Origin of the sequence: Streptomyces sp. YIM 121038 (genome assembly GCF_006088715.1) — a bacterium.
In the GTDB taxonomy this organism is placed as follows: domain Bacteria; phylum Actinomycetota; class Actinomycetes; order Streptomycetales; family Streptomycetaceae; genus Streptomyces.
In genome coordinates, this window is record NZ_CP030771.1 from 3,803,963 (window position 1) to 3,822,688 (window position 18,726).

18 protein-coding genes are annotated in these 18,726 nt (G+C 74.4%); 4 read left to right on the forward strand and 14 right to left on the reverse strand.

All coding sequences use genetic code 11. The features are described 5' to 3' along the window. Window positions 1–26: 26 nt before the first annotated feature. The 6 genes from C9F11_RS15870 to C9F11_RS15895 all read right to left on the reverse strand — a co-directional run bounded on the left by C9F11_RS15870 (window position 27) and on the right by C9F11_RS15895 (window position 6,279). A complete protein-coding gene (locus C9F11_RS15870) occupies window positions 27–1,079 on the reverse strand; it encodes an ABC transporter ATP-binding protein (protein WP_138959913.1) in 1,053 nt (350 codons plus the stop codon). After that, the gene (locus C9F11_RS15875; protein ID WP_138959914.1) at window positions 1,076–1,780 is read right to left on the reverse strand and encodes a phosphonatase-like hydrolase; all 705 of its coding nucleotides are present in this window, start codon (window positions 1,778–1,780) and stop codon (window positions 1,076–1,078) included. Before C9F11_RS15875 ends, C9F11_RS15870 begins: the two co-directional genes overlap by 4 nt. Next, window positions 1,774–2,895, reverse strand: a complete 1,122-nt coding sequence (locus C9F11_RS15880; RefSeq protein WP_138959915.1) for a TIGR03364 family FAD-dependent oxidoreductase — start codon at window positions 2,893–2,895, stop codon at window positions 1,774–1,776. Before C9F11_RS15880 ends, C9F11_RS15875 begins: the two co-directional genes overlap by 7 nt. A 160-nt stretch (window positions 2,896–3,055) precedes the next feature. Further along, entirely contained in the window at window positions 3,056–3,832 is a 777-nt protein-coding gene (locus tag C9F11_RS15885; RefSeq protein ID WP_249401754.1) for a GntR family transcriptional regulator, read from the reverse strand. Between the two features lie 365 nt (window positions 3,833–4,197). Further along, the gene (locus C9F11_RS47385) at window positions 4,198–4,905 is read right to left on the reverse strand and encodes a hypothetical protein (protein ID WP_171075745.1); all 708 of its coding nucleotides are present in this window, start codon (window positions 4,903–4,905) and stop codon (window positions 4,198–4,200) included. A 189-nt stretch (window positions 4,906–5,094) separates the two neighbouring features. Continuing rightward, window positions 5,095–6,279: an ROK family transcriptional regulator gene (locus C9F11_RS15895; protein WP_138959916.1), complete on the reverse strand. Its 1,185-nt coding sequence runs from the start codon at window positions 6,277–6,279 to the stop codon at window positions 5,095–5,097. A 56-nt stretch (window positions 6,280–6,335) separates the two neighbouring features. Between C9F11_RS15895 and C9F11_RS15900 the strand changes: the two genes are divergently transcribed. Together C9F11_RS15900 and C9F11_RS15905 are read left to right on the forward strand one after the other, a co-directional pair. Then, window positions 6,336–7,418, forward strand: coding sequence for a Gfo/Idh/MocA family oxidoreductase (locus C9F11_RS15900; protein WP_138959917.1), 1,083 nt, complete (start codon window positions 6,336–6,338; stop codon window positions 7,416–7,418). A 5-nt stretch (window positions 7,419–7,423) separates the two neighbouring features. After that, complete coding sequence (locus C9F11_RS15905) at window positions 7,424–7,900, forward strand: heme-degrading domain-containing protein (RefSeq protein WP_138966550.1); 477 nt, start codon at window positions 7,424–7,426, stop codon at window positions 7,898–7,900. Window positions 7,901–7,918: 18 nt separating this feature from the next. Here the strand turns inward: C9F11_RS15905 and C9F11_RS15910 are convergent, their stop codons facing one another. From C9F11_RS15910 to C9F11_RS15930, 5 genes are all read right to left on the reverse strand, one after another. Continuing rightward, window positions 7,919–9,631 carry a choice-of-anchor A family protein gene (locus C9F11_RS15910; protein ID WP_249401755.1) on the reverse strand — a complete coding sequence of 571 codons (1,713 nt, stop codon included), beginning with the start codon at window positions 9,629–9,631 and terminating at the stop codon, window positions 7,919–7,921. Window positions 9,632–9,789: 158 nt separating this feature from the next. Beyond that, a complete protein-coding gene (locus C9F11_RS15915; protein ID WP_138959919.1) occupies window positions 9,790–10,647 on the reverse strand; it encodes a fumarylacetoacetate hydrolase family protein in 858 nt (285 codons plus the stop codon). 173 nt (window positions 10,648–10,820) lie between these two features. Continuing rightward, window positions 10,821–11,588, reverse strand: a complete 768-nt coding sequence (gene yidC, locus C9F11_RS15920; RefSeq protein ID WP_138959920.1) for a membrane protein insertase YidC — start codon at window positions 11,586–11,588, stop codon at window positions 10,821–10,823. Window positions 11,589–11,805: 217 nt separating this feature from the next. Continuing rightward, window positions 11,806–12,129 (reverse strand): DUF6412 domain-containing protein, encoded by a 324-nt coding sequence (locus C9F11_RS15925; RefSeq protein ID WP_138959921.1) that lies wholly within the window; start codon window positions 12,127–12,129, stop codon window positions 11,806–11,808. Window positions 12,130–12,179: 50 nt separating this feature from the next. Next, window positions 12,180–12,710 (reverse strand): helix-turn-helix domain-containing protein, encoded by a 531-nt coding sequence (locus C9F11_RS15930; RefSeq protein ID WP_138959922.1) that lies wholly within the window; start codon window positions 12,708–12,710, stop codon window positions 12,180–12,182. A gap of 150 nt (window positions 12,711–12,860) precedes the next feature. Here C9F11_RS15930 and C9F11_RS15935 point away from each other — a divergent pair, with 150 nt between their 5' ends. Then, a complete protein-coding gene (locus tag C9F11_RS15935; protein WP_138959923.1) occupies window positions 12,861–14,270 on the forward strand; it encodes an MFS transporter in 1,410 nt (469 codons plus the stop codon). On the opposite strand, the gene C9F11_RS15940 is transcribed toward C9F11_RS15935, so the two are convergent. The 3 genes from C9F11_RS15940 to C9F11_RS15950 are packed head-to-tail and all read right to left on the reverse strand — an operon-like array spanning window position 14,236 to window position 16,810. Beyond that, on the reverse strand, window positions 14,236–15,762 hold the full coding sequence (locus C9F11_RS15940) for a sodium:solute symporter family protein (RefSeq protein ID WP_138959924.1): 1,527 nt from the start codon (window positions 15,760–15,762) through the stop codon (window positions 14,236–14,238). The genes C9F11_RS15935 and C9F11_RS15940 overlap by 35 nt on opposite strands. After that, on the reverse strand, window positions 15,759–15,992 hold the full coding sequence (locus C9F11_RS15945) for a DUF3311 domain-containing protein (protein WP_249401756.1): 234 nt from the start codon (window positions 15,990–15,992) through the stop codon (window positions 15,759–15,761). The genes C9F11_RS15940 and C9F11_RS15945 overlap by 4 nt, the downstream gene beginning before the upstream one ends. 11 nt (window positions 15,993–16,003) lie before the next feature. Then, complete coding sequence (locus C9F11_RS15950; protein ID WP_138959925.1) at window positions 16,004–16,810, reverse strand: class E sortase; 807 nt, start codon at window positions 16,808–16,810, stop codon at window positions 16,004–16,006. A 254-nt stretch (window positions 16,811–17,064) separates the two neighbouring features. On the opposite strand from C9F11_RS15950, the gene C9F11_RS15955 reads away from it, so the two are divergent. Further along, a complete protein-coding gene (locus C9F11_RS15955; RefSeq protein WP_138959926.1) occupies window positions 17,065–18,123 on the forward strand; it encodes an SEC-C metal-binding domain-containing protein in 1,059 nt (352 codons plus the stop codon). Window positions 18,124–18,726: the final 603 nt, after the last annotated feature.

Here is an 18,726-nt window from a genome sequence, read left to right on the forward strand (position 1 = left end):
CGCCGTTCACGAGGCCCGAGCTGACGTCACCCATCGCAAACCCCTGCGGCAAGCAGCACCGCGTCCTCGGGTGCGAAGTGCAGCGTGACCCGCTCCCCCAGCCCCGGGGGCACCCGCAGCTCGCGCACGTCGGCCTTCACCGCGTGCCCGTCCACGTCGACGTACAGCCGGTGCGTGGACCCCCGCCACTGCACCTCCGTGACGCTGCCGGTCAGCGCGTTGGGCCCGGGCCCGAGGCCCAGCAGGTGCGGCCGCACGCACAGCGTGGCCGTGGCTCCGGCCGCGACGCCGTCCGTGGCGACCTTCACCTCGGCCGCGCCGAGGGACACCGCGCCCTCGCCCACCGACACCGGCAGGAGGTTCGCGTTGCCCACGAAGGAGGCCGTGAACTCCGTGCGCGGGCGCCGGTACAGCTCCTGCGGCGTGCCCACGTCCCGCAGCCGGGCCCGGTCCATGACGGCGATCCGGTCGGCGAGGGTGAGCGCCTCGACCTGGTCGTGGGTGACGTACAGGATGGAGACGTCCGGCAGCTCCCGGTGCAGCCGGGCGAGTTCGGCGAGCATGCCGGAGCGCAGCTGCGCGTCGAGCGCGGACAGCGGCTCGTCGAGGAGGAGCACCCCGGGCCGGATGGCGAGGGCCCGGGCGATGGCGACGCGCTGCTGCTGGCCGCCGGACAGCTCGCGCGGGTACCGCCGGGCGTACGCGGCCATCCCGACCATCTCCAGGGCCTCGGCGACGCGCGCCGGGATCTCCGCCTTGGGGGCCTTCTGCGCCCGGAGGCCGAACGCCACGTTCTCCTCGACCCGCAGGTGCGGGAAGAGCGCGTACTGCTGGACGACCATGCCGATGCCGCGCCGGTGCGGCGGCAGGCCCGTCACGTCGCGGTCGCCGATGAACACCCGCCCGGCGGCCGGTGTCACGAACCCGGCGACGGCCCGGAGGGCGGTGGTCTTGCCGGACCCGGAGGGCCCGAGCAGCGCCATGACCTCGCCGGGCTCGACGGTCAGGTCGAGCGAGTCGAGGACGACGTTGCCGCCGTACGCGACCGACACCGAGTCGAACCGTATGCCGCTGCTCATGACCCGAAGTCCCGGATCAGGGCGGGCAGTTCCACGACCGAGGGCAGCACGTGCGTGGCCCCGGCGTCCCGCAGGGCCGCCTCGCCGTGGGCGCCGGTGCGGACGCCCGCGACGATCCCGGCCCCGGCGCGGGTGCCGCTGCGCATGTCGTACGCGGTGTCCCCGGCGACGGCCACCTCGCGCACCGAGTCGGCGGCGCCGGTGCGCAGGAACGCGGCGAGCACCATGTCCGGGTAGGGGCGCCCGCGCCCGCCCGCGTCGGCGGGGCACAGGGTGAGCTCCACCAGGTCCCGCCAGCCGAGGGCACCGAGGATCGCGTCCTGGGTGACACGGGCGAAGCCCGTGGTGAGGACCACGGTGAGACCGTCGGCCCTGAGCTCCTCGATGGCTTCGCGGGCCCCGTCGACGGGCGCGACGAGACCGCCGTCGACCAGCTCCCCGTACGCCTTCTCGAAGGCCGTGTTGGCCCGCTGGGCCAGGTCCTCGGCGCCGAACAGGTGCCGGAAGACGGAGATCTTGGACTCGCCCATGGTGGCGCGGACGTAGTCGAGCTTCGCCGCGTGGTCGGCGGAGCCGGGCTCGACGCCCAGCTCCCCCGCGGCCGCCGCGAAGGCCCGCTCGACCAGGCCGCCGTCGGCGACGGTGGTCCCGGCCATGTCGAGTACGGCCAGCTTGATGTGCGTGGTCAATTCCCTCACCATCCCAGTTCGTCGGCGGTCTGCTCGGCGATCGCGGGCGAGCAGGTCATGCCGCGCCCGCCGGGCCCGGTGACCAGCCACACCCCGTCGCCCACGCGCTCGCGGTGCACGACCCTGCTGGTGTCGACGCACTGCGCGTACACCCCCGCCCAGCGCCGCCGGACCTTGGGGAGGGGGCGCCCGAGGAAGCCCTCGACGACCTCGGTGAGGTGGTCGTAGGGGTCCTCGACGGTGTCGAAGGCGAAGGGGTGCTCGTACTCGTGGGTGTCGCCGATGGTCAGGCCGCCGTCGGCGCGCTGCACCATGAGGAGCTGCATCTTGTGCGCGGCGGCCGTCGGGGGCTGCTCCTGCCCCGCGTTGAGGGCGTCGAGCTCCGGGGAGCGGTACGCCGGGTAGTAGCGGAAGCTGTCGGCGTCGGCGACGGACGTGGTGAGCGGCTCGCCCAGCGGGTCGGTCTGCATCATCTGCAGGCGCACCCGGCGCACCGGCAGGTCGGGGGCCAGCTCGCGGACGAGGCCGCCGAGCCAGGCGCCGGTGCACAGGACGACGGCGTCGCCGGTGTGCACGTCGCCGTGGTCGTCGCGCACGGCGGCGGGGCCGACCACGTCGCGGACCTCGCGGCCGGGCAGGAAGGTGTAGCGCGGGGACTTCAGGAGCTCCTCGCGCAGGCGCAGCTGCGCGGTGCGCGGCTCGACGGCGGCGTCCCGCTCGCACCACAGGGCGGCGGCGAAGTCGCCGCGCAGCGCCGGGTTGAGGGCGCGGGCCTCGTCGGGGGCGAACAGCTTGTAGCCGCGGGCGGCGGCGTCGGGGCGGGCGAGCGCGGCCTCGGCGACGGCGCGCTCCCGCTCGGTGCGCACCAGGGTCAGCGAGCCGTTGGCACGGAAGCCGATACCCGGGACGCGGGCGCCGATCCCCTCCCACAGCTCGCGGGCGCGCAGGGCCGTCTCCAGCTCCTCGCCGCCCGCGCGGCCGCTCACCCATATCTGCCCGAAGTTGCGCAGGGACGCCCCCCGGGCCTCGCTCTCGCGCTCGATCTGTACGACCTCGTGGCCGCGCTCCACTGCGTGCCAGGCGTGCATGGTGCCGACCACGCCTGCTCCTACGACGATGACTCTCACGACGGCAACGTTCCTTTCGGCGGGTGGCCCGGCGAGGGCCGGGCGGCAACCAAAGGGTGAACTGCCGAGCAAGTTTGGACTAGACCCGTTATCGTTCCGTAATCAATCGGGCCCAACTACGGCCCGGAAAGGGATAGTTGGACCCGATTGCGTCGCGGGGTCAGCCGAGGTGCGTCGTGAACGAGAAGCGGTCCCCCCGGTACAGGGTCCGCACCCGCTCCAGCGGGCCGCCCTCCGTGTCCCGCGACAGCCGGTGCAGGAGCAGCATCGGCAGCGCGGGCGGCGTCCCGACGAGCAGCGCCTCGCGCGGCGTCGCGAGCACCGTCTCGATGCGCTCGTCGGCGTCCCCGAACGCGATGCCGAGCTCGTCGCGCAGATACGCGTAGAAGGACGAGTCGGGGTCGAAGTCCGCGTCGAGCCGCGGCACCCGTGCCACCGCGACGTACGTGCTCTCCAGGCCGACCCGCTCGTCGTCGGCGAGCAGCACGCGCTCCATGTGCCAGACCGGTTCGTCCGCCGCGGCCCCGATGTCGGCGGCGAGGGCGGCCGGGCAGGGGAAGCGGTCGAGGGAGATGAGGGTACGGCCCGGGGTGCGGCCCTGGCGGCGCACGCCCTCGGTGTAGCTGGCGAGGGACAGCGGCTGCTCCAGCTTGGGCCCCGCGACGACCGTGCCGCGGCCCTGCCGGCGCAGCCTGCCCTCGAGCAGCAGCTCGCGCAGCGCCTGCCGCACGGTCTCGCGCGCCACCTCGTACCGCTCCGCGAGGTCCCGCTCCGTGGGCAGCGCCCGCCCCACGCCCAACTCCTCGATCAGCTCCGCGATCCGTGCCTTGACCGCGTAGTACTTGGGGATACGGCCGTGCTCGGGAATGCCCGAGCGAACCGGCCCGCCGGGCAGGTGGGCGGGCGGGGCGGCGATGGGGTTGTCCTGGTGGTCCACGGGGGGATCGTCGCACGAACGGCCGTGCGGCCAGGCTGAACGGCCGGGGCCAGCCCCGGGGCCCCTGCTGGGGCTGGCCCCCGGCCCGGCTCCGGGGCTGGCCCCCCGGCCCCGCTCCGGGCTGGCCCCTGGGCCCGTGGGCTCCGCCCGGGGGTTGCCACCGTGGGGTGTTGGCCGTCTGCGGGTTCGTTGGGGCTGGGCGCGCCGTTCCCCGCGCCCCCTTCGGGGCGTTGCCCCGAAAGCCCCCGTGCGCCAGGCGGGGCGCCCCCCTCAGCCGTTCGCCGTCTGCGGGAGCGTCGTGGCTGGGCGCGCCGTTCCCCGCGCCCCTTCGGGGGCGCTGGCCCCTCGAAAGCCTCTGCTCGCGGTCAGCGGGCTCTTGGCCGGTGGCGGCGGGAGGCTGCCATCAAGGCCGTGCCGGTGAGGAGGAGGGCGGCGGCGGTGGCGCTCAGGCCGAGGAGGGCGCTCGGGCCGGTTCTCGCGAGTTCGGCGGGTGACGGGAGGGCGCCGCCGTCGCCCACCACCCGGAACGGATAGTCGTCGGACTCCCCCACCCAGTCGCCGTCCCCGCCCCGCCGCTGCACGACGGCGGCGCTCGCCACGACGCGGTCCGACCCGGCGTCGGAGGTGAACGCGAGCCGCACCGGCACGCTCACCGGCTCGCCGGGCCGAACGGTGAACCCGCCGGCCCCGTCGTCCAGGACCCCGACGTTCTCCCCCCGCCCCGCCCCCTCGAACGCGACCGCCCGCCAGCGGCCCCCGGCGCGGAACTCCAGCTGTGCCTGCCCCGGCCGCAGCCTCCCCTTCCGGTCCACGAGTACGACGACGGGGTGGATGTGCTCGCAGCTGCCGCCCGTGGTGTTCACGAGCCTGAGGGACCAGCGCCCGAAGCCGCCACCCGCGTAGTAGACGTCCGGGCCCTTCCCCATGCGGGCGCGGACGGGGAAGTCGGCGGAGGCCGGAGCGGAGCAGGCGGCCCGGTGCGCGGGGCGCGGGGCGGCGGCCTCGGCCGCGGCGGGCACCAGGGCGGCGGCCACGGCGGTGACGCCTGCGGCCAGGCGGCAGCGGAGTCGCATGCGGGACCTTTGCTGAGCACGGGCGGGCGGGGCGCGTCGAACTCACGCCGGGACGTGCCCTGTTGCCCCGCCGGGAGGCAACAGGCCGTGGCCGACCCTGCCACGGCCGCGCGCCCCCGCCCCGCCGTCGCCACTCCTTGCGGCCGACCGCCCCCGGAATTCCCCTCGAACAGCCGATCCCACCGCGCCTCAGCCGGTCCGGCGCGCGGGCAGGGCCACGTCCGCCCGGCCGAACAGCGGGGCGAGCACCAGCTGCGCCGCGCCCTCCGCCACACCGCGCTCGCCGCCCGGCGCGCTCGCGACGCCCACGCGCGCGCGGGCGCCCTCACGCCGGGAACGCGCGGCCACGGCCTCGCCGACCCCCCGTACGAACACGTCCTCGGCCCCCGCCACGGTCCGCCCGCCGAGCAGCACGAGGTCGATGTCGAGGAGCGAGACCAGATTGCCCGCGCCGACGCCGAGCAGCCGGGCCGCCCCGCCGAGGTCGCCCCGCGCCACGGCCGCGAGGCACAGCGCCTCCAGGCACCCCCGGTCACCGCACTCGCACAGGGGCCCGTCGAGCAGCACCACCTGGTGCCCGAACTCCCCCGCCCCGGTGCGCGCGCCCCGGTAGAGACCGCCCCCGAGCACGAGGCCCGCGCCGAGCCCCGTCCCCAGGTGCAGATACGCGAACGACTCCGCGCCCCCGGCCAGGGCGATCCCCAGCGCGGCGGCGTTCGTGTCCTTGTCCACCACCACGGCGAGACCGAGCCGCTCCGCGAGCACCTCCCGCAGGGGATACCCGTCCCACCCGGGAAACCCGGTGACCCGGTGCAGCACGCCGCGGACGTGGTCGAGGGGGCCGGGCAGCGCCACCCCCACACCGAGCACGACGGACGGCGAGCCCACTCGTGTCCCCGCGGCGCCCGGCACCGCGCCACCGCCCTCGGCCGAAGCCCCGTCGACCAGCCCCCGCACCTCCCGAGCGACCAGATCCACCACGGCCGAGACCCCCGCCGAGAAGTCCACCCCCACCCGCCGCTCGGCCACCACCGCCCCGGCCAGATCCACCAGGACGGCGACCAGCGCGTCCCGCTCCAGATGCACCCCCACCGCGCCCCCCGCCTCCGGCACGAGCCGCAGCGCCGTCGCGGGCTTCCCCCCGGTGGAGGCCCGCCGCCCCGCGTCGGCGACGAGGCCCTCGCCCCGGAGGCGCGCGACGATCTTGCTGACGGCCTGCGGCGTGAGCCCCGCCCGCGCCGCCAGCTCCGGACGGCTGACGCCCTCGCCCCCGGCGCCCCGCAGCAGTTCGAGCACGACCGCCGCGTTGTGCCCGCGCAGCGCCCGCAGATTCGCCCCCGTCGGCCCGGTCGTACCGGAGTCAGCCCTGTTCACCCCTCCATTGTCGCCGCCGCTTGCACTTTGGCAACAGCGTTGCCAAAGTGGAGGTCATGACTGAAGGCAAGAACGACCTCCGCGTCGGCCTCATCGGGTACGGCCTCGCGGGCTCCGTCTTCCACGCCCCGCTGATCGCCGCCACCGACGGCCTCGCGCTCGACACGGTCGTCACGTCGAACCCCGAGCGGCAGGCCGAGGCGACCACGGCGTACGGCAGCCGGACCGCCGCGTCCGCGGACGAGCTTCTGGACCGCGCCGACGAGCTCGACCTCGTCGTGATCGCGTCGCCGAACAAGACGCACGTACCGCTCGCGACCGCGGCGCTCAAGGCGGGCCTGCCGGTCGTCGTGGACAAGCCGCTCGCGGGCACCGCCGCCGACGCCCGGGGCCTCGCCGCCCTCGCCGACGAGCGCGGCCTGCTCCTGTCCGTCTTCCAGAACCGCCGCTGGGACAACGACTTCCGTACGCTGCGCAAGCTGCTCGCGGCCGGCGAGCTGGGCGACGTCTGGCGCTTCGAGTCCCGCTTCGAGCGCTGGCGCCCGCAGCCCAAGGGCGGCTGGCGCGAGTCCGGCGACCCCGAGGAGATCGGCGGGCTCCTGTACGACCTGGGGAGCCACGTCGTCGACCAGGCCCTGGTGCTCTTCGGCCCGGCGGCGCGCGTGTACGCGGAGGCGGACGTCCGCCGCCCGGGCGCACGGGCCGACGACGACACCTTCGTCGCGATCACCCACACCGGCGGCGTCCGCTCGCACCTGTACGTGAGCGCGACCGCGGCCCAGCTCGGCCCGCGCTTCCGCGTCCTCGGCTCGGCCGCGGGCTATGTGAAGTACGGCCTCGACCCCCAGGAGGCCGCCCTGCGCGAGGGCAGGCGCCCCGGCGACGACACCGACGGGCCGTGGGGCGCGGAGCCCGAGTGCATGTGGGGCCGGGTCGGCTCCGGCGAGTCCCCGCTGACCGGCGGCGGCCGCCCCGAACCCACGCTGCCGGGCGACTACCCCGCGTACTACGCCGCCGTGGCCGCGGCCCTGCGCGGCGAGGGCGACAACCCGGTCACCGCGCACGAGGCCGCCGCGGCCCTCGACGTCCTGGAGGCCGCGCGCAGCTCGGCCCGCGAGGGCGTGGCGGTGACGCTGTGACGGCGGTGCCGACCGGCCCGAAGGCCCCCTCCGTCGAGGAGATCGAGGAGCAGGAGCGCCGGCTGACGCTGCCCCGCTTCACCCACGAGGACGCCTGGGCGCTCGGCTGCCTCCTGGTGGAGCTCGCGCGCGAGCGCGGGGCGCCCGTGGCGATCGACATCCGGCGCGGCGGCCAGCAGCTCTTCCACGCGGCGCTGCCCGGCTCCGCGCCGGACAACGACGCCTGGATCGACCGCAAGCGCCGCGTCGTCGAGCGGTACGGCTGCTCGTCGTACCTGGTGGGCAGCCGGTTCCGGGCCAAGGGCACGACGTTCGAGGACTCCTCGCGCCTCGACCCCGACCGGTACGCGGCCCATGGGGGCGCGTTCCCGATCGGGGTCGAGGGCGTGGGCGTCGTCGGCGTGGTGACCGTCTCAGGTCTCCCCCAGGTCGCGGATCACGCCCTGGTGGTGGAGGCCCTGGAGCGGTTCACCGCGTCCTGACGCCCGGGTGAGGGTCCGTCACTCGAACTCTCCGGCGCGGCGGCGGCGTACCGTCACCACGACCGTGACACCCGCCGCGAGCAGCGCGGCGGCGATCCCGCCCACCAGGGCCAGCTCCCCGGACGAGGCACCGGTGTGCGCCATCTCGTCGGGGCTCTTCGTCGGCTGCGGGGTCGGCTGCGTGGGCGAGTCCGACGGGGACGGGGACGGCCCGTCACTGTCCGAGGGAGACGGCGAGGGCCCGTCACTGTCCGACGGGGACGGGGACGGCCCGTCACTGTCCGAGGGAGACGGCGAGGGCCCGTCACTGTCGGACGGCGACGGCGACGGGCCGTCGCTGTCCGAGGGAGACGGCGACGGCGAAGGGCCGTCACTGTCCGACGGCGAAGGCGACGGAGACGGACCATCGCTGTCCGAGGGAGACGGCGACGGAGACGGACCATCGCTGTCCGACGGCGAAGGCGACGGACCGTCACTGTCGGACGGCGACGGCGACGGCGAAGGGCCGTCACTGTCCGACGGCGAAGGCGACGGAGACGGACCGTCACTGTCCGAGGGAGACGGCGACGGCGAAGGGCCATCGCTGTCCGACGGCGAAGGCGACGGAGACGGACCGTCACTGTCCGACGGGGACGGCGACGGCGAAGGGCTCTCACTGTCGGACGGCGAAGGCGAAGGCGACGGGCTCTCGCTCTCCGACGGCGAAGGCGACGGAGACGGCGTGGTGCACGTCGGCAGGTCGCCGTTGAACGGATAGGCGTGGAACTCCTGCCCGCCGCCCGCCCCCGAGGTGTGGGTCATCGAGCCCGCCGTGAAGAAGCGCCCGTTCATGCCCGGCAGCGTCACCGTCGTCATGCTGCCCGGCGACCCGACGAGCACGCTCCCCTGGAACTGGCCGCTGCCCCCGAACTGCACGTTGGACGCGTCCGGGAAGTTCCAGAGCAGCCGCTCGCGCAGGCCGCCGGGCAGCGTGCCCATATAGGTGCGGATGGTGCGCACGTCACCGGTGAGGTTGACGAGGACCGTGGCGTCGGCGGGAATGTTCGCGAACACGATGCCCTGGTCGCCCCCGGTGCGGCTGACCAGGTCGAAGTCCACGTTGAAGACTTGGATCGCGGACGTGCCGTCACCGGTGAAGGTCGTCTCGCTGCCGTTGTTGACGGCCGTGCCGGTGGCCGTGCGGGGCGAGCCCTGGTCGTACGCGTAGCACTGGCTCGCCTGCGTGAGCTGGGCGGGCAGCGTCGCGTACTTGTCGGCCGCCCCGGCCTCCTGCACCGCGGGCGGGGCCACCGTGCCGCTGGCCGTGCCCTCGTACACGACGCGGCCGGAGACGCTGCCCTCCTCGGCGAGCAGCCGCTGGCCCGTGGCGACGGTCAGGTCGCCGCCCGTGGTGAGGAAGTCCGAGCCGTTGGGCGGCGGCACGCGCGAGCCGACACCGGCGACGCCCACGTTGTAGATCTGCGAGGCCCCGGCCCGCTTGTTCATGTCGAAGTCGCCGAGCACGACGACCTTGCCCTCGGCCTCCGCCGCCGCCTCGCGGACGAGCATGTCCTCACCGACGAAGACGTTGACGTTCTCGTCGCGGCCCGCCACGGGTCCGTTGTTGACCTCGGGGTACGTGCCCGGACAGGCATCGCCCAGGCAGGGGCCGAGGCCGCCGGGCAGGGGGTCGGCGACGCCCTGCCCGGCCAGGCCGCCGACGACCGTGGCCGCCGCGACCGCGACAGCCACCGCTAGATATGCTGAGCTTTTTCTTCGCATACCTGGAAATATGCGTATTACGGACATCAAGGGCGGGAGACACGCTCAGCACGGCCCCCATTAGGCCGACCAGCGGCGGCCCGTGCGGGGGCATCGAGGGGTCGCCGCGGCCTCCCCGGCGTCAGGCGTCAGGCGTCCTTGAGCTCCTGCCGCTGCCGCCCGAGCCCGTCGATCTCCAGCTCCACCACGTCCCCCGCCCGCAGATAGGGCTTGGGCTCGGGGCGGCCGAGGGCGACCCCGGCGGGCGTCCCGGTATTGATCACGTCGCCCGGGTACAGCGTCATGAACCGGCTGACGTAGCGGACCACCTCCGCCACCGGGAAGATCTGCTGGGCCGTCGTGCCGTCCTGCATCAGCTCGCCGTTGACCCACAGCCGCAGGGACAGGGCCTGCGGGTCCGGCACCTCGTCCGCCGTCACGAGCCACGGCCCGAGCGGGTTGAAGGTCTCGCAGTTCTTGCCCTTGTCCCAGGTCCCGCCGCGCTCGATCTGGAACTCGCGCTCGGACACGTCGTGCGCCACCGCGTAGCCCGCGACGTGCGCGAGCGCCTCCTCGTACGAGTCCAGGTAGCGCGCGGTCCGCCCGATGACGATCGCCAGCTCGACCTCCCAGTCCGTCTTCACCGAGCCGCGCGGCACGAGCACCGTGTCGTCCGGCCCGACCACCGTGTCCGCCGCCTTCAGGAAGACGACGGGCTCGGCGGGCGGCTCGGCGCCCGCCTCGACGGCGTGGTCGTGGTAGTTGAGCCCGATGCAGACGACCTTGCCGATCCGCGCGAGCGGCGGCCCGACGCGCAGCCCGGCCGCGTCGAGCACGGGCAGGTCACCGGCGTCGGCGGCGGCGCGCACGCGGGCGAGCGCGGCGTCGTCGGCGAGCAGCGCGCCGTCGATGTCGGTGACGACGCCGGACAGATCGCGCAGGGTGCCCCCGGCGTCGAGCAGCGCCGGACGCTCGGCGCCCGCCGTACCGACTCGCAGCAGCTTCATCTCTGTCTCCCCTTGGTCGAGCCTGACCCGGAGTGGGGCCTCCCCTGTTCGAGCGAAGCCGAGAACTTGGGGATGGAGGTGCGGCACCACCGGAGGTTCGGTCGATCCTCCAAGCTCACCGTCCGGCCCGCAAGACCCCGTTCACGTACTGGACCGTCTACGAGGTCCGGGGGTCACATCGCCGGGGCCGCGGCCCCGGCGGCGCCCTGCGGCATGTCGCGGTACAGGACCGCGCGCTCCACGGCGGCCCACGTCGAGCTGGTGACGACGTACAGCGCGGCGGCCAGCGGCACGACGGCGACCGTCACCAGCGTGAAGAAGGACAGGAACGGCATGAACTTCGACATCGCCGCCATGGCCTCCGCGCCGGGCGCCTGCCCGCCGCCGGAGGCACCGCCCGGCAGCGGCGCCCCGGCCAGCTGCCGCTTCGTGCGCCGGAAGTTGAAGGTCGCGACGGCCGCGACGAGCGCGAACAGGGCGAGGTAGACGAGTCCGGCCGCCCCGAACACGCCGCCGTCGCCGAGGGCGTCGGCCCAGCGCCCGCCGAGCGGGGCCGCGAGCAGTTCGTGGCCGAGCAGCTCGTTGGCCTCGCCGCCGATCGTCGAGTTGGAGAACAGGTGGTAGAGCAGGAAGAACGCGGGCAGCTGGAAGAGGCCGGGCAGACAGCCCGCGAGCGGGGAGACCTGCTCCTTGCGGTGCAGTTCAAGGACCGCCTTCTGGAGCTTCTCCGGGTTCTTGCCGTGCTTCTTGCGGAGCTCGGCGATCTGCGGGTTGAGCTTGGCGCGCGCCTTCTGGCCGCGGGCCGCGGCCCGGGACAGCGGGTGGATCAGGAGGCGTACGCAGGCGGTGACCAGGACGATGGCCGCGGCCATGGCGGAGCCGTGGAAGAGCGGTTCGAGCAGGTCGGCGAGGCGCGCGACCAGGTCGGCGATGAAAGACATGGGTGAGCCCTCCGGGGGTCTCGTCGTGCCGGGGTGAGGTGCGTGTGCGTGTCGGCAGGACGATCCGCGCGGGGTCGGAGAATTCCGGGAACTCCGAGAACTCCGGGAGCTCCGGGAGCTCCGGGAGCTCCGGGAGCTCCGGGAGGTTCCATGTGCTCCGGAGGTTCCGGGAGCTTCGCAGGCTCCGGGAGGTTCCGGGAGGTGGAGCCGGGGTCCCCTACGCGGCCGTCAGGAGGGGACGGCCGGGCGCTCGCGGGCGCGTGCGGCCCCGGGCGTCGGGGTCGCGCTGGGGCAGGAAGGCGGTGCGCCGTTCGCGGTCGCGGATGGCGGTGCGCACGCGGGTGCGCGGCACGGCGGGCGCGGAGCGCGCGGCGAGCAGGGAGCACAGGGCGAGCGCGGAGCCCGCGGCGGCGGTCGCGGCGACCGCGACGGCGCCCACGAGGCTGCCGGTGTCGGCGAGGGCGGTCTCGACGAGCAGGACGAACAGCAGGACGGCGGGCCGCAGGGCTCCGCCCCAGCGCCTGACCAGTTCCTTGATCAAGGCTGCCCTCCTCCCCGAACCCCTGTGCGTACGTATGTGTCTGCTGCTGTTTATACAGGATCCGTGACGACGGGCTGAAGCAGACGCCGGGGGGCCAGCAGCACCCGGCTGACCGGATCGCTTGGTTCCGGATCGAGTCCGGGGCCGGGCAGCATCTCCACGTCGTCGACCGGCACGAGCAGCCCGCAGGCCGGGCACTCCCCCGACGGCCCCAGTTCCGTACCGCACGGCGCGTGCCGGAAGTAGCGCAGCGGCTCGGCGCCCGCGAGGGACTCGCGGCCCCACGCGCTCAGCGCGCGCAGCGTCGGCCAGAGGGCGCGGCCCCGCTCGGTCACCACGTACTCGTGCCGCCGGGGCGCCCCCGCGCACGGCCGCTTCTCCAGGACGCCCGCCTCGGTGAGCGTCTGGAGCCGGGCGGCGAGGACCGCGCGCGGGATGCCGAGGTGGACGAGGAAGTCGTTGTAGCGGCGGACGCCGTAGAGCGCGTCGCGCACGACGAGCAGCGTCCAGCGCTCACCGACGACCTCCAGGGCGCGGGCGATGGAGCACTCCTGCGCCGCGTAGTCCTTGCCGAGAGCCATGGCCCCCACTGTAGTCCTTTTGCCGACCCGAGGTTCATTCATTGAACTGATCCCTGCTACGGTCGTCACGCATCGCAGGTTCAATGAATGAACCTGAATGACCCGTCGACGCGTGCGCCCCACCACGCACCTCCCGAAGGGCACTGACCCATGCCACGCACAGCCACCGCGGCGGCCACCGCGACCCCCGCCGCCGCCCCCGTCCGCACGGCGTCCCCCGCCCGGACCCTCGCCCTGACCAGCGCCGCGACCTTCATGGCCCTGATGACGTACACGGCCCCGATGGTCACGCTCTCCGACACCGCCGCGGCCCTCGGCACCTCCCTGTCCGCACAGGCCTGGCTCCTGAACGGCACCCCGCTCGGGCTCGCGGCCCTGCTCCTCGTCGCGGGCAGCCTCGCCGACGACTACGGCCGGCGCCGGATCTTCCTGTACGGGACGTACGCGCTCGGCGTCACCACGGCGCTGGGCGCCCTCGCCACCTCGACCTGGATGTTCACCCTGGCCCGCGTGGTCCAGGGCGCGGCCAGCGCCGCCGTCCTCGCGGCCAGCCTCGGCCTGATCGCGCAGGCCTACCCGGCGGGGCCCGGGCGGATCCGGGCGACCGGCGTCTGGGGCGCGTTCGTCAGCGGCGGCATAGCCCTCTCGCCGGTCGTCTCGGGCGCCCTCGCCACGCTCACCGACTGGCGCCTGCCGTACGCCGTCATGGCCGTGGCCACCCTCGCCGTCGGCACCCTCGGCCCGCGCGCCCTGACCGAGTCCCGGGCCCCGCGCGCGGGCCGCCCCGACCTCGCGGGCGCCCTGACCTTCGGCCTGGCGCTCGTCGCCCTGCTCGCCGCGCTCACCCTGGGCCGCGACGGCTGGCTGCGGCTGCCCGTCGGCGCCCTGCTGCTCACCGCCGCCGTGCTGCTCACCGCGTTCACGTACGTGGAACGCCGTGCGGCGACACCGATGCTGGACCTCGGCCTGCTGCGCCGCCCGCTGTTCCTCGCCTCGTCGGCGGGCGGGCTCTTCACCGGCCTCTCGGTGATCGCCCTGTTCAGCTATCTGCCGACGGTCCTCCAGCGCACCATGGGCCTGTCCGCGACGGGCACCGGCTGGCTATTCATGCTCTGGGCCGGGACCGGCTTCCTGGTCGCCCTCCAGGCCCGGCGGCTCGCGGGCCGGGTCCCCGCGCGGGCGCAGCTCGCCGCCGGGTTCCTGCTGCACGCCGTCGCCGCCGTGACCATGCTGGGCGCGGCCGCCGCGGGCTCCTGGCCGCGCCTGCTGCCCGGCCTGCTGCTCTCCGGGGCGGGCAGCGGCCTGCTGAACGCCGCCCTGCCGCTGCTGGCCGTCGAGTCGGTGCCGCCCGGGCGCGCCGCGATGGGCTCGGGCGCGGGCAACACCGCCCGCTACCTGGGCTCCGCGGCGGGCGTCGCCCTGATGATCGCCGTGGCCACCGCCTCGGGCTCGTCGCCCGCCGCGCTCGCGCACGGCGCCGACGTGGCCCTCCTGGTGTCGGCGGGCCTCGGCGTCCTGGCCGCGCTCACCGTCCTGACGCTGCGGGAGCGGCGGCGCTGACCTCGTCGTGGCCGTCGTCGACCGGGTCCCGCGCGAGCACCTCGCCGTCCGGACGGGGGTCCCGGTCCGGCGGACCGGCGTACGACACCACGAGCGCGACCAGGAGGTTGACGCCGAGCGCGACGATCCCGGCGTTCACTCCGGCCACCGGATCGCGGTCGGTGAAGACGAGGGCGCACACCACCGCGACGCCCACGACGAGCCCGCTCACCGCCCCCGCGAGCGTGAGCCGCCGCCACACCAGGCCGAGCAGCAGCATCGGCACGAGCTGCGCCATCCCCTCGTACGAGATGAGCGAGAGGCGCACGAGGGTGTTGGGCGTCGCGTACGTCAGGACGAGCGCGAGCGCGCCCGCGGCCACGACGACGCCCTGCGAGGCGAGCTTCTGCCGCGCGGGCGACCGCCACCGGGGCAGCAGGGACAGCACGCTGCTGCCCCACATCGTCCCGATGACCAGCATGAACACCGCCATCGGCACGATCGACGAGAGCGCGGCGGCGACCCCGATGACGCCGACGGCCCACGCGGGCAGCGAGTCCACCACCAGCTGGAACAGGGCCAGGTTCGACCCGGCGCCGGTCAGCCCCGGCACCACGAACAGGGCCGCGAGGCCGAGCAGCATCGGCACGAACAGCAGCACGTTGTACGCGGGCAGCCAGATGGCGTTGCGGCGCAGCGCGTCGGCGCTGCGGGCGCCGAGGTACCCGGCGACGGTGGTCGGGAAGATCACGACGGTGAGCGCGTTGAGGAACGACGTGGTGGCGAACCAGGCCTCGCCGTACGGGGAGCCGCCGTGCCCCGGCAGCGTCAGCCAGTCGCGCTTCTCGCTCACCACCCGGTCGAGGAAGTCCCCGTACCCGTCGAAGTAGTGCAGGGGTACGTACACGGCGAGGAAGGCGAGCGTGCCGATGACGAGCACGTCCTTGAGCACGGACACCCACGCGCTGCCGCGCAGACCGCTCACGACCACGAACCCGGTGGTGACGGCGAACCCGATGAAATAGGCCCAGTTCAGGCTGATCGCGCCGTACGAGATCGTCGAGACGACGACCCCCATCCCGGTGATCTGCAACTGGATGTACGGCAGCAGGAACACGGTCGCGAGCACGGCGACCCCGGCGCCGAGCCAGGGCCTGCCGAAGCGGTGCGCCACCATGTCGCTGACGCTGACGAGCCCGTGCCGCCGCGCGTAGTCCCACAGCAGCGGCCCGACGACGTACCCGACCGCGTAGCCGCAGGACATGTAGGCGACGACGTAGAGCACGGGCGCCCCGTAGTTGTACCCCCAGCCCGCGGCGCCGAGATAGCTGAAGCTCGTGTACCCCTCGCCCGCCATCAGGACCCAGATGAACACGGGCCCGAGCGAACGCCCGCCCACCGACCACTCGGTGAGCCCGCCCTGCCCGCCGCGGCCCCGCACCGCGAGGAGGCCGAGCGCGACCGTGCCGACCATGAAGACGCCGAAGACGGAGGTGGCGACGGCGGTGTTCACGGGCGCCGCCCCGTCCGGCCGCGCTTCCGGTCCGCCCGGTACGTGAGCCACACCGCGACCGGTGTCAGGAGCGTGGCGCCGAGCAGCCACACGAACAGGAAGGGCAGCCCGAGCACCACCGGATCGACCCGGTTGGCGAAGGGCAGCGCCCCCAGATACAGCACGAAGGGCACGAGCAGCCAGCACAGCTGCGGCCGGCGCAGGAACTGCGCCTTACGGCGAATGATCACGGGGCGTCAGCCTACCGAGGCGCCATCGAACGCAGCTTCCCCCACACGACGAGCCGGTACGTCGAGGTGTAGGCCGGGGTGCAGGTGGTGAGCGTGAGGTAGTACCCCGGCTCGCGGAAGCCGTACCCCGGCCGCACGTCGCTGCGCGGCACGGCCCTCAGGACACCGCTGTCGTACGGGGTGGTCCGGGCCAGCGTCCTGACGACGGCGTACGTGTAGACGGCGGCGCGGGTCTCCACGGTGATCCGGTCCCCGGCCCGCAGCCGGTCGAGGTGCCGGAACGGCTCGCCGTGGGTGTTCCGGTGCCCCGCGAGCGCGAAGTTCCCGGCGCGGCCGGGCCGGGCGGTGCGCGGGTAGTGGCCGACGTATCCCTTGTCGAGCACCGCTCGCTTGCCGATGCCTTCGGCGACGGGGGCGCTCAGGCCGAGGCGGGGGACGCGGAGGATGGCGTAGGCGGCGTGGGGGCGGGAGGCGGGGCCTGGCCCGCCTTCGGCGTCGGGGGCGGGGTCGTCTTCGGCGTCGGGGGCGGGGCCGTCTTCGGCGTCGGGGGCGGGGTCGGGGGCGGCCTTGGGGACGGCGCCGGGCACGGCGCCGTCCCCGGCATCGGGAACGGCCCGGTGGCCCCACTCCTCCTCCAGCCGCTCGACGGCGGCCCGCGCCCCGGCCCGGGCCTGCCGGTTGGTCCACCACAGCTGATGCACGACCAGCAGGAGCAGCACGAGCCCGAGGGTGACGAGGAGCTCGGCGGTGCACCAGAGGGAGCGGGCGAGGACGGAACCGCGCTCCCCGGGGGCTCCGTGCGTGACGACGCGAACCACTCCGCCCCCCCTCCCGGCGACTCGGCAGGCCCGCAAGATAGGGCCACGGCCGCGAAGAGACCAGCCCCACGAGGGCGGTGCCCCGACCGGGAGCGAGGGGAAACGACGCACCGAGGACGACCACGCTCCCCCGATGGGAGCGAAGAGACGACGGGACGCACCGACGAGGCGACGACGCCCCCGCGGACGGAACGGACCACACCGGCGACAAGGCCCATACACCCTGGCCGGGGTACGGCAGTACGGTGTCACCCATGCGCCCCGACACGCCTGCCGACCACGTCGACCACATCGCCGAAGCGGAGCGCCTGGAGCGCACCGCGGGCCTCTACCCGGAGGACGCCGAACACCTCCTCCTCCAGGCGGCGGCCCATCTGGAGCTGGCCGACGCCCGAGACCGCGCGACGACGCTCTACGACCAGCTCCTGTCCCCGTCGGCACCGCACCCGCCGGAGAACCCCACCCTGATCCGCGCGCTCAAGGCGGCGAACCTCTGGGAGTACGGCCACGAGGCGGAGGCCAGGGCGATCATCGACGGCGTGCGCGGCCAGCGCCCGGCGGACGCCGCCCCGTGGGTGATCGTGGCGGAGTCCCTGGAGTCCCACGACGAGCTGGACCAGGCGCACGACACGTTCTCGGAGGCGCTGGCCCTCCTGCTCCCCGCGCCCGACCTCGAACCGCCGTACGCCACGCACCCGTTGCTCTACGGCCGGCACCGCGTCCGGCGCCTGCTCGGCGCGCCGCACGACAACTGGGACGAGCGCGCGGACCGCGTCCACCGGGCCCGCGCGGCGGCGTCGGGCCGCACGCCGGTGCCCCTGGACGAGCTCCACGACCCGAAGCGGATCTGGGCCCTCGGCTCGGAGAACCCGGAGGAGATCCGCGCCGAGATCACCCGCCTCCAGGCGGAACTGGGCACGTACCGGGAGGCCCTGTCCCGCCCCTTCCCGGTGGCGGTCCTGCACTGGCCCGCCACGGAACTCACCGAGCTCCTGACGGCGTATCCCGGCCTTGCGGCCGAATACCCCTCCCACGAGGCCCACTTGACGACGATAGAGGCCTCCCTGCGCGAGCTGTCCGCCTCCGGCACCCCCAACCTCGGCATCGTCACCGGCACGGTCCCCTCCTACGAAGCCTTCGCCGCCTCCGAGGGCACCCCACCGTCGGACCCGGCCCTCCTCCCCCAGTACGCGACGACACTGGCGGCGAGGGGGCGGGCGGAGGAGTGGCCACCACGGGACGATGAGCAGTGCTGGTGCGGGTCAGAGCGCGACTACGCCAACTGCCACAAAACCCAGTGGACGAGCAGTTAACTGACCTCGTCAGCGGCAGGGGCACCCACAGAAACCGAAAGCGGAATCCAGCATGGCACGGCTCATCCTCCAGACTCCCGGAGAGATCTGCACCAACACAGAGCTGGGGGAACACAAACTGCTAGCGCCAGGAGACGACGCCGGACTTCAGGCCGTCGCCTCCTGGCTAAAAGGCCAGCCTGCGGCCGAGGCCTACACCGAGGCGATCCGGAACTCGATCGACTACGTCCTCGACGGTGGCAGGACGGGACGGTCGGGGCTTCAGCACCACATGGCCTTGCCAGCCGCCTCGGGCACGGTCCCCCACTCCCTCGCTCATCGCAGCGATCAGACGCAGTCCGCGGCCACGCTCCGATTCCACGCACTTCTCACCCAGGGCCGGCGGGCCGCGGCTCTCGTCGCGCATCTCCACCCACAGGCGGCCTCCCCCGGCTCCAAGGATCAGCCCCGCCGCGGCGCCCTCCCCATATATGGACATGGCGAACCTCCCTCCGGCCACGCCAGCGCTGCGCCCACCGCGCCGGGAAATCACCGCCCGTTACGCTCAGGCCAAGAGACCGGCCCCTATCCGCCGGTCCATCCAGAAACCTCCCGGAAGCGAGG

Coding starts and splice junctions, on each gene's coding strand:
- C9F11_RS15870 (WP_138959913.1), bottom strand. CDS start 1,079: ATGAGCAGCGGCATACGGTTCGACTCGGTGTCGGTCGCGTACGGCGGC.
- C9F11_RS15875 (WP_138959914.1), bottom strand. CDS start 1,780: ATGGTGAGGGAATTGACCACGCACATCAAGCTGGCCGTACTCGACATG.
- C9F11_RS47385 (WP_171075745.1), bottom strand. CDS start 4,905: ATGCGACTCCGCTGCCGCCTGGCCGCAGGCGTCACCGCCGTGGCCGCC.
- C9F11_RS15900 (WP_138959917.1), top strand. CDS start 6,336: ATGACTGAAGGCAAGAACGACCTCCGCGTCGGCCTCATCGGGTACGGC.
- C9F11_RS15915 (WP_138959919.1), bottom strand. CDS start 10,647: ATGAAGCTGCTGCGAGTCGGTACGGCGGGCGCCGAGCGTCCGGCGCTG.
- yidC (WP_138959920.1), bottom strand. CDS start 11,588: ATGTCTTTCATCGCCGACCTGGTCGCGCGCCTCGCCGACCTGCTCGAA.
- C9F11_RS15930 (WP_138959922.1), bottom strand. CDS start 12,710: ATGGCTCTCGGCAAGGACTACGCGGCGCAGGAGTGCTCCATCGCCCGC.
- C9F11_RS15935 (WP_138959923.1), top strand. CDS start 12,861: ATGCCACGCACAGCCACCGCGGCGGCCACCGCGACCCCCGCCGCCGCC.
- C9F11_RS15955 (WP_138959926.1), top strand. CDS start 17,065: ATGCGCCCCGACACGCCTGCCGACCACGTCGACCACATCGCCGAAGCG.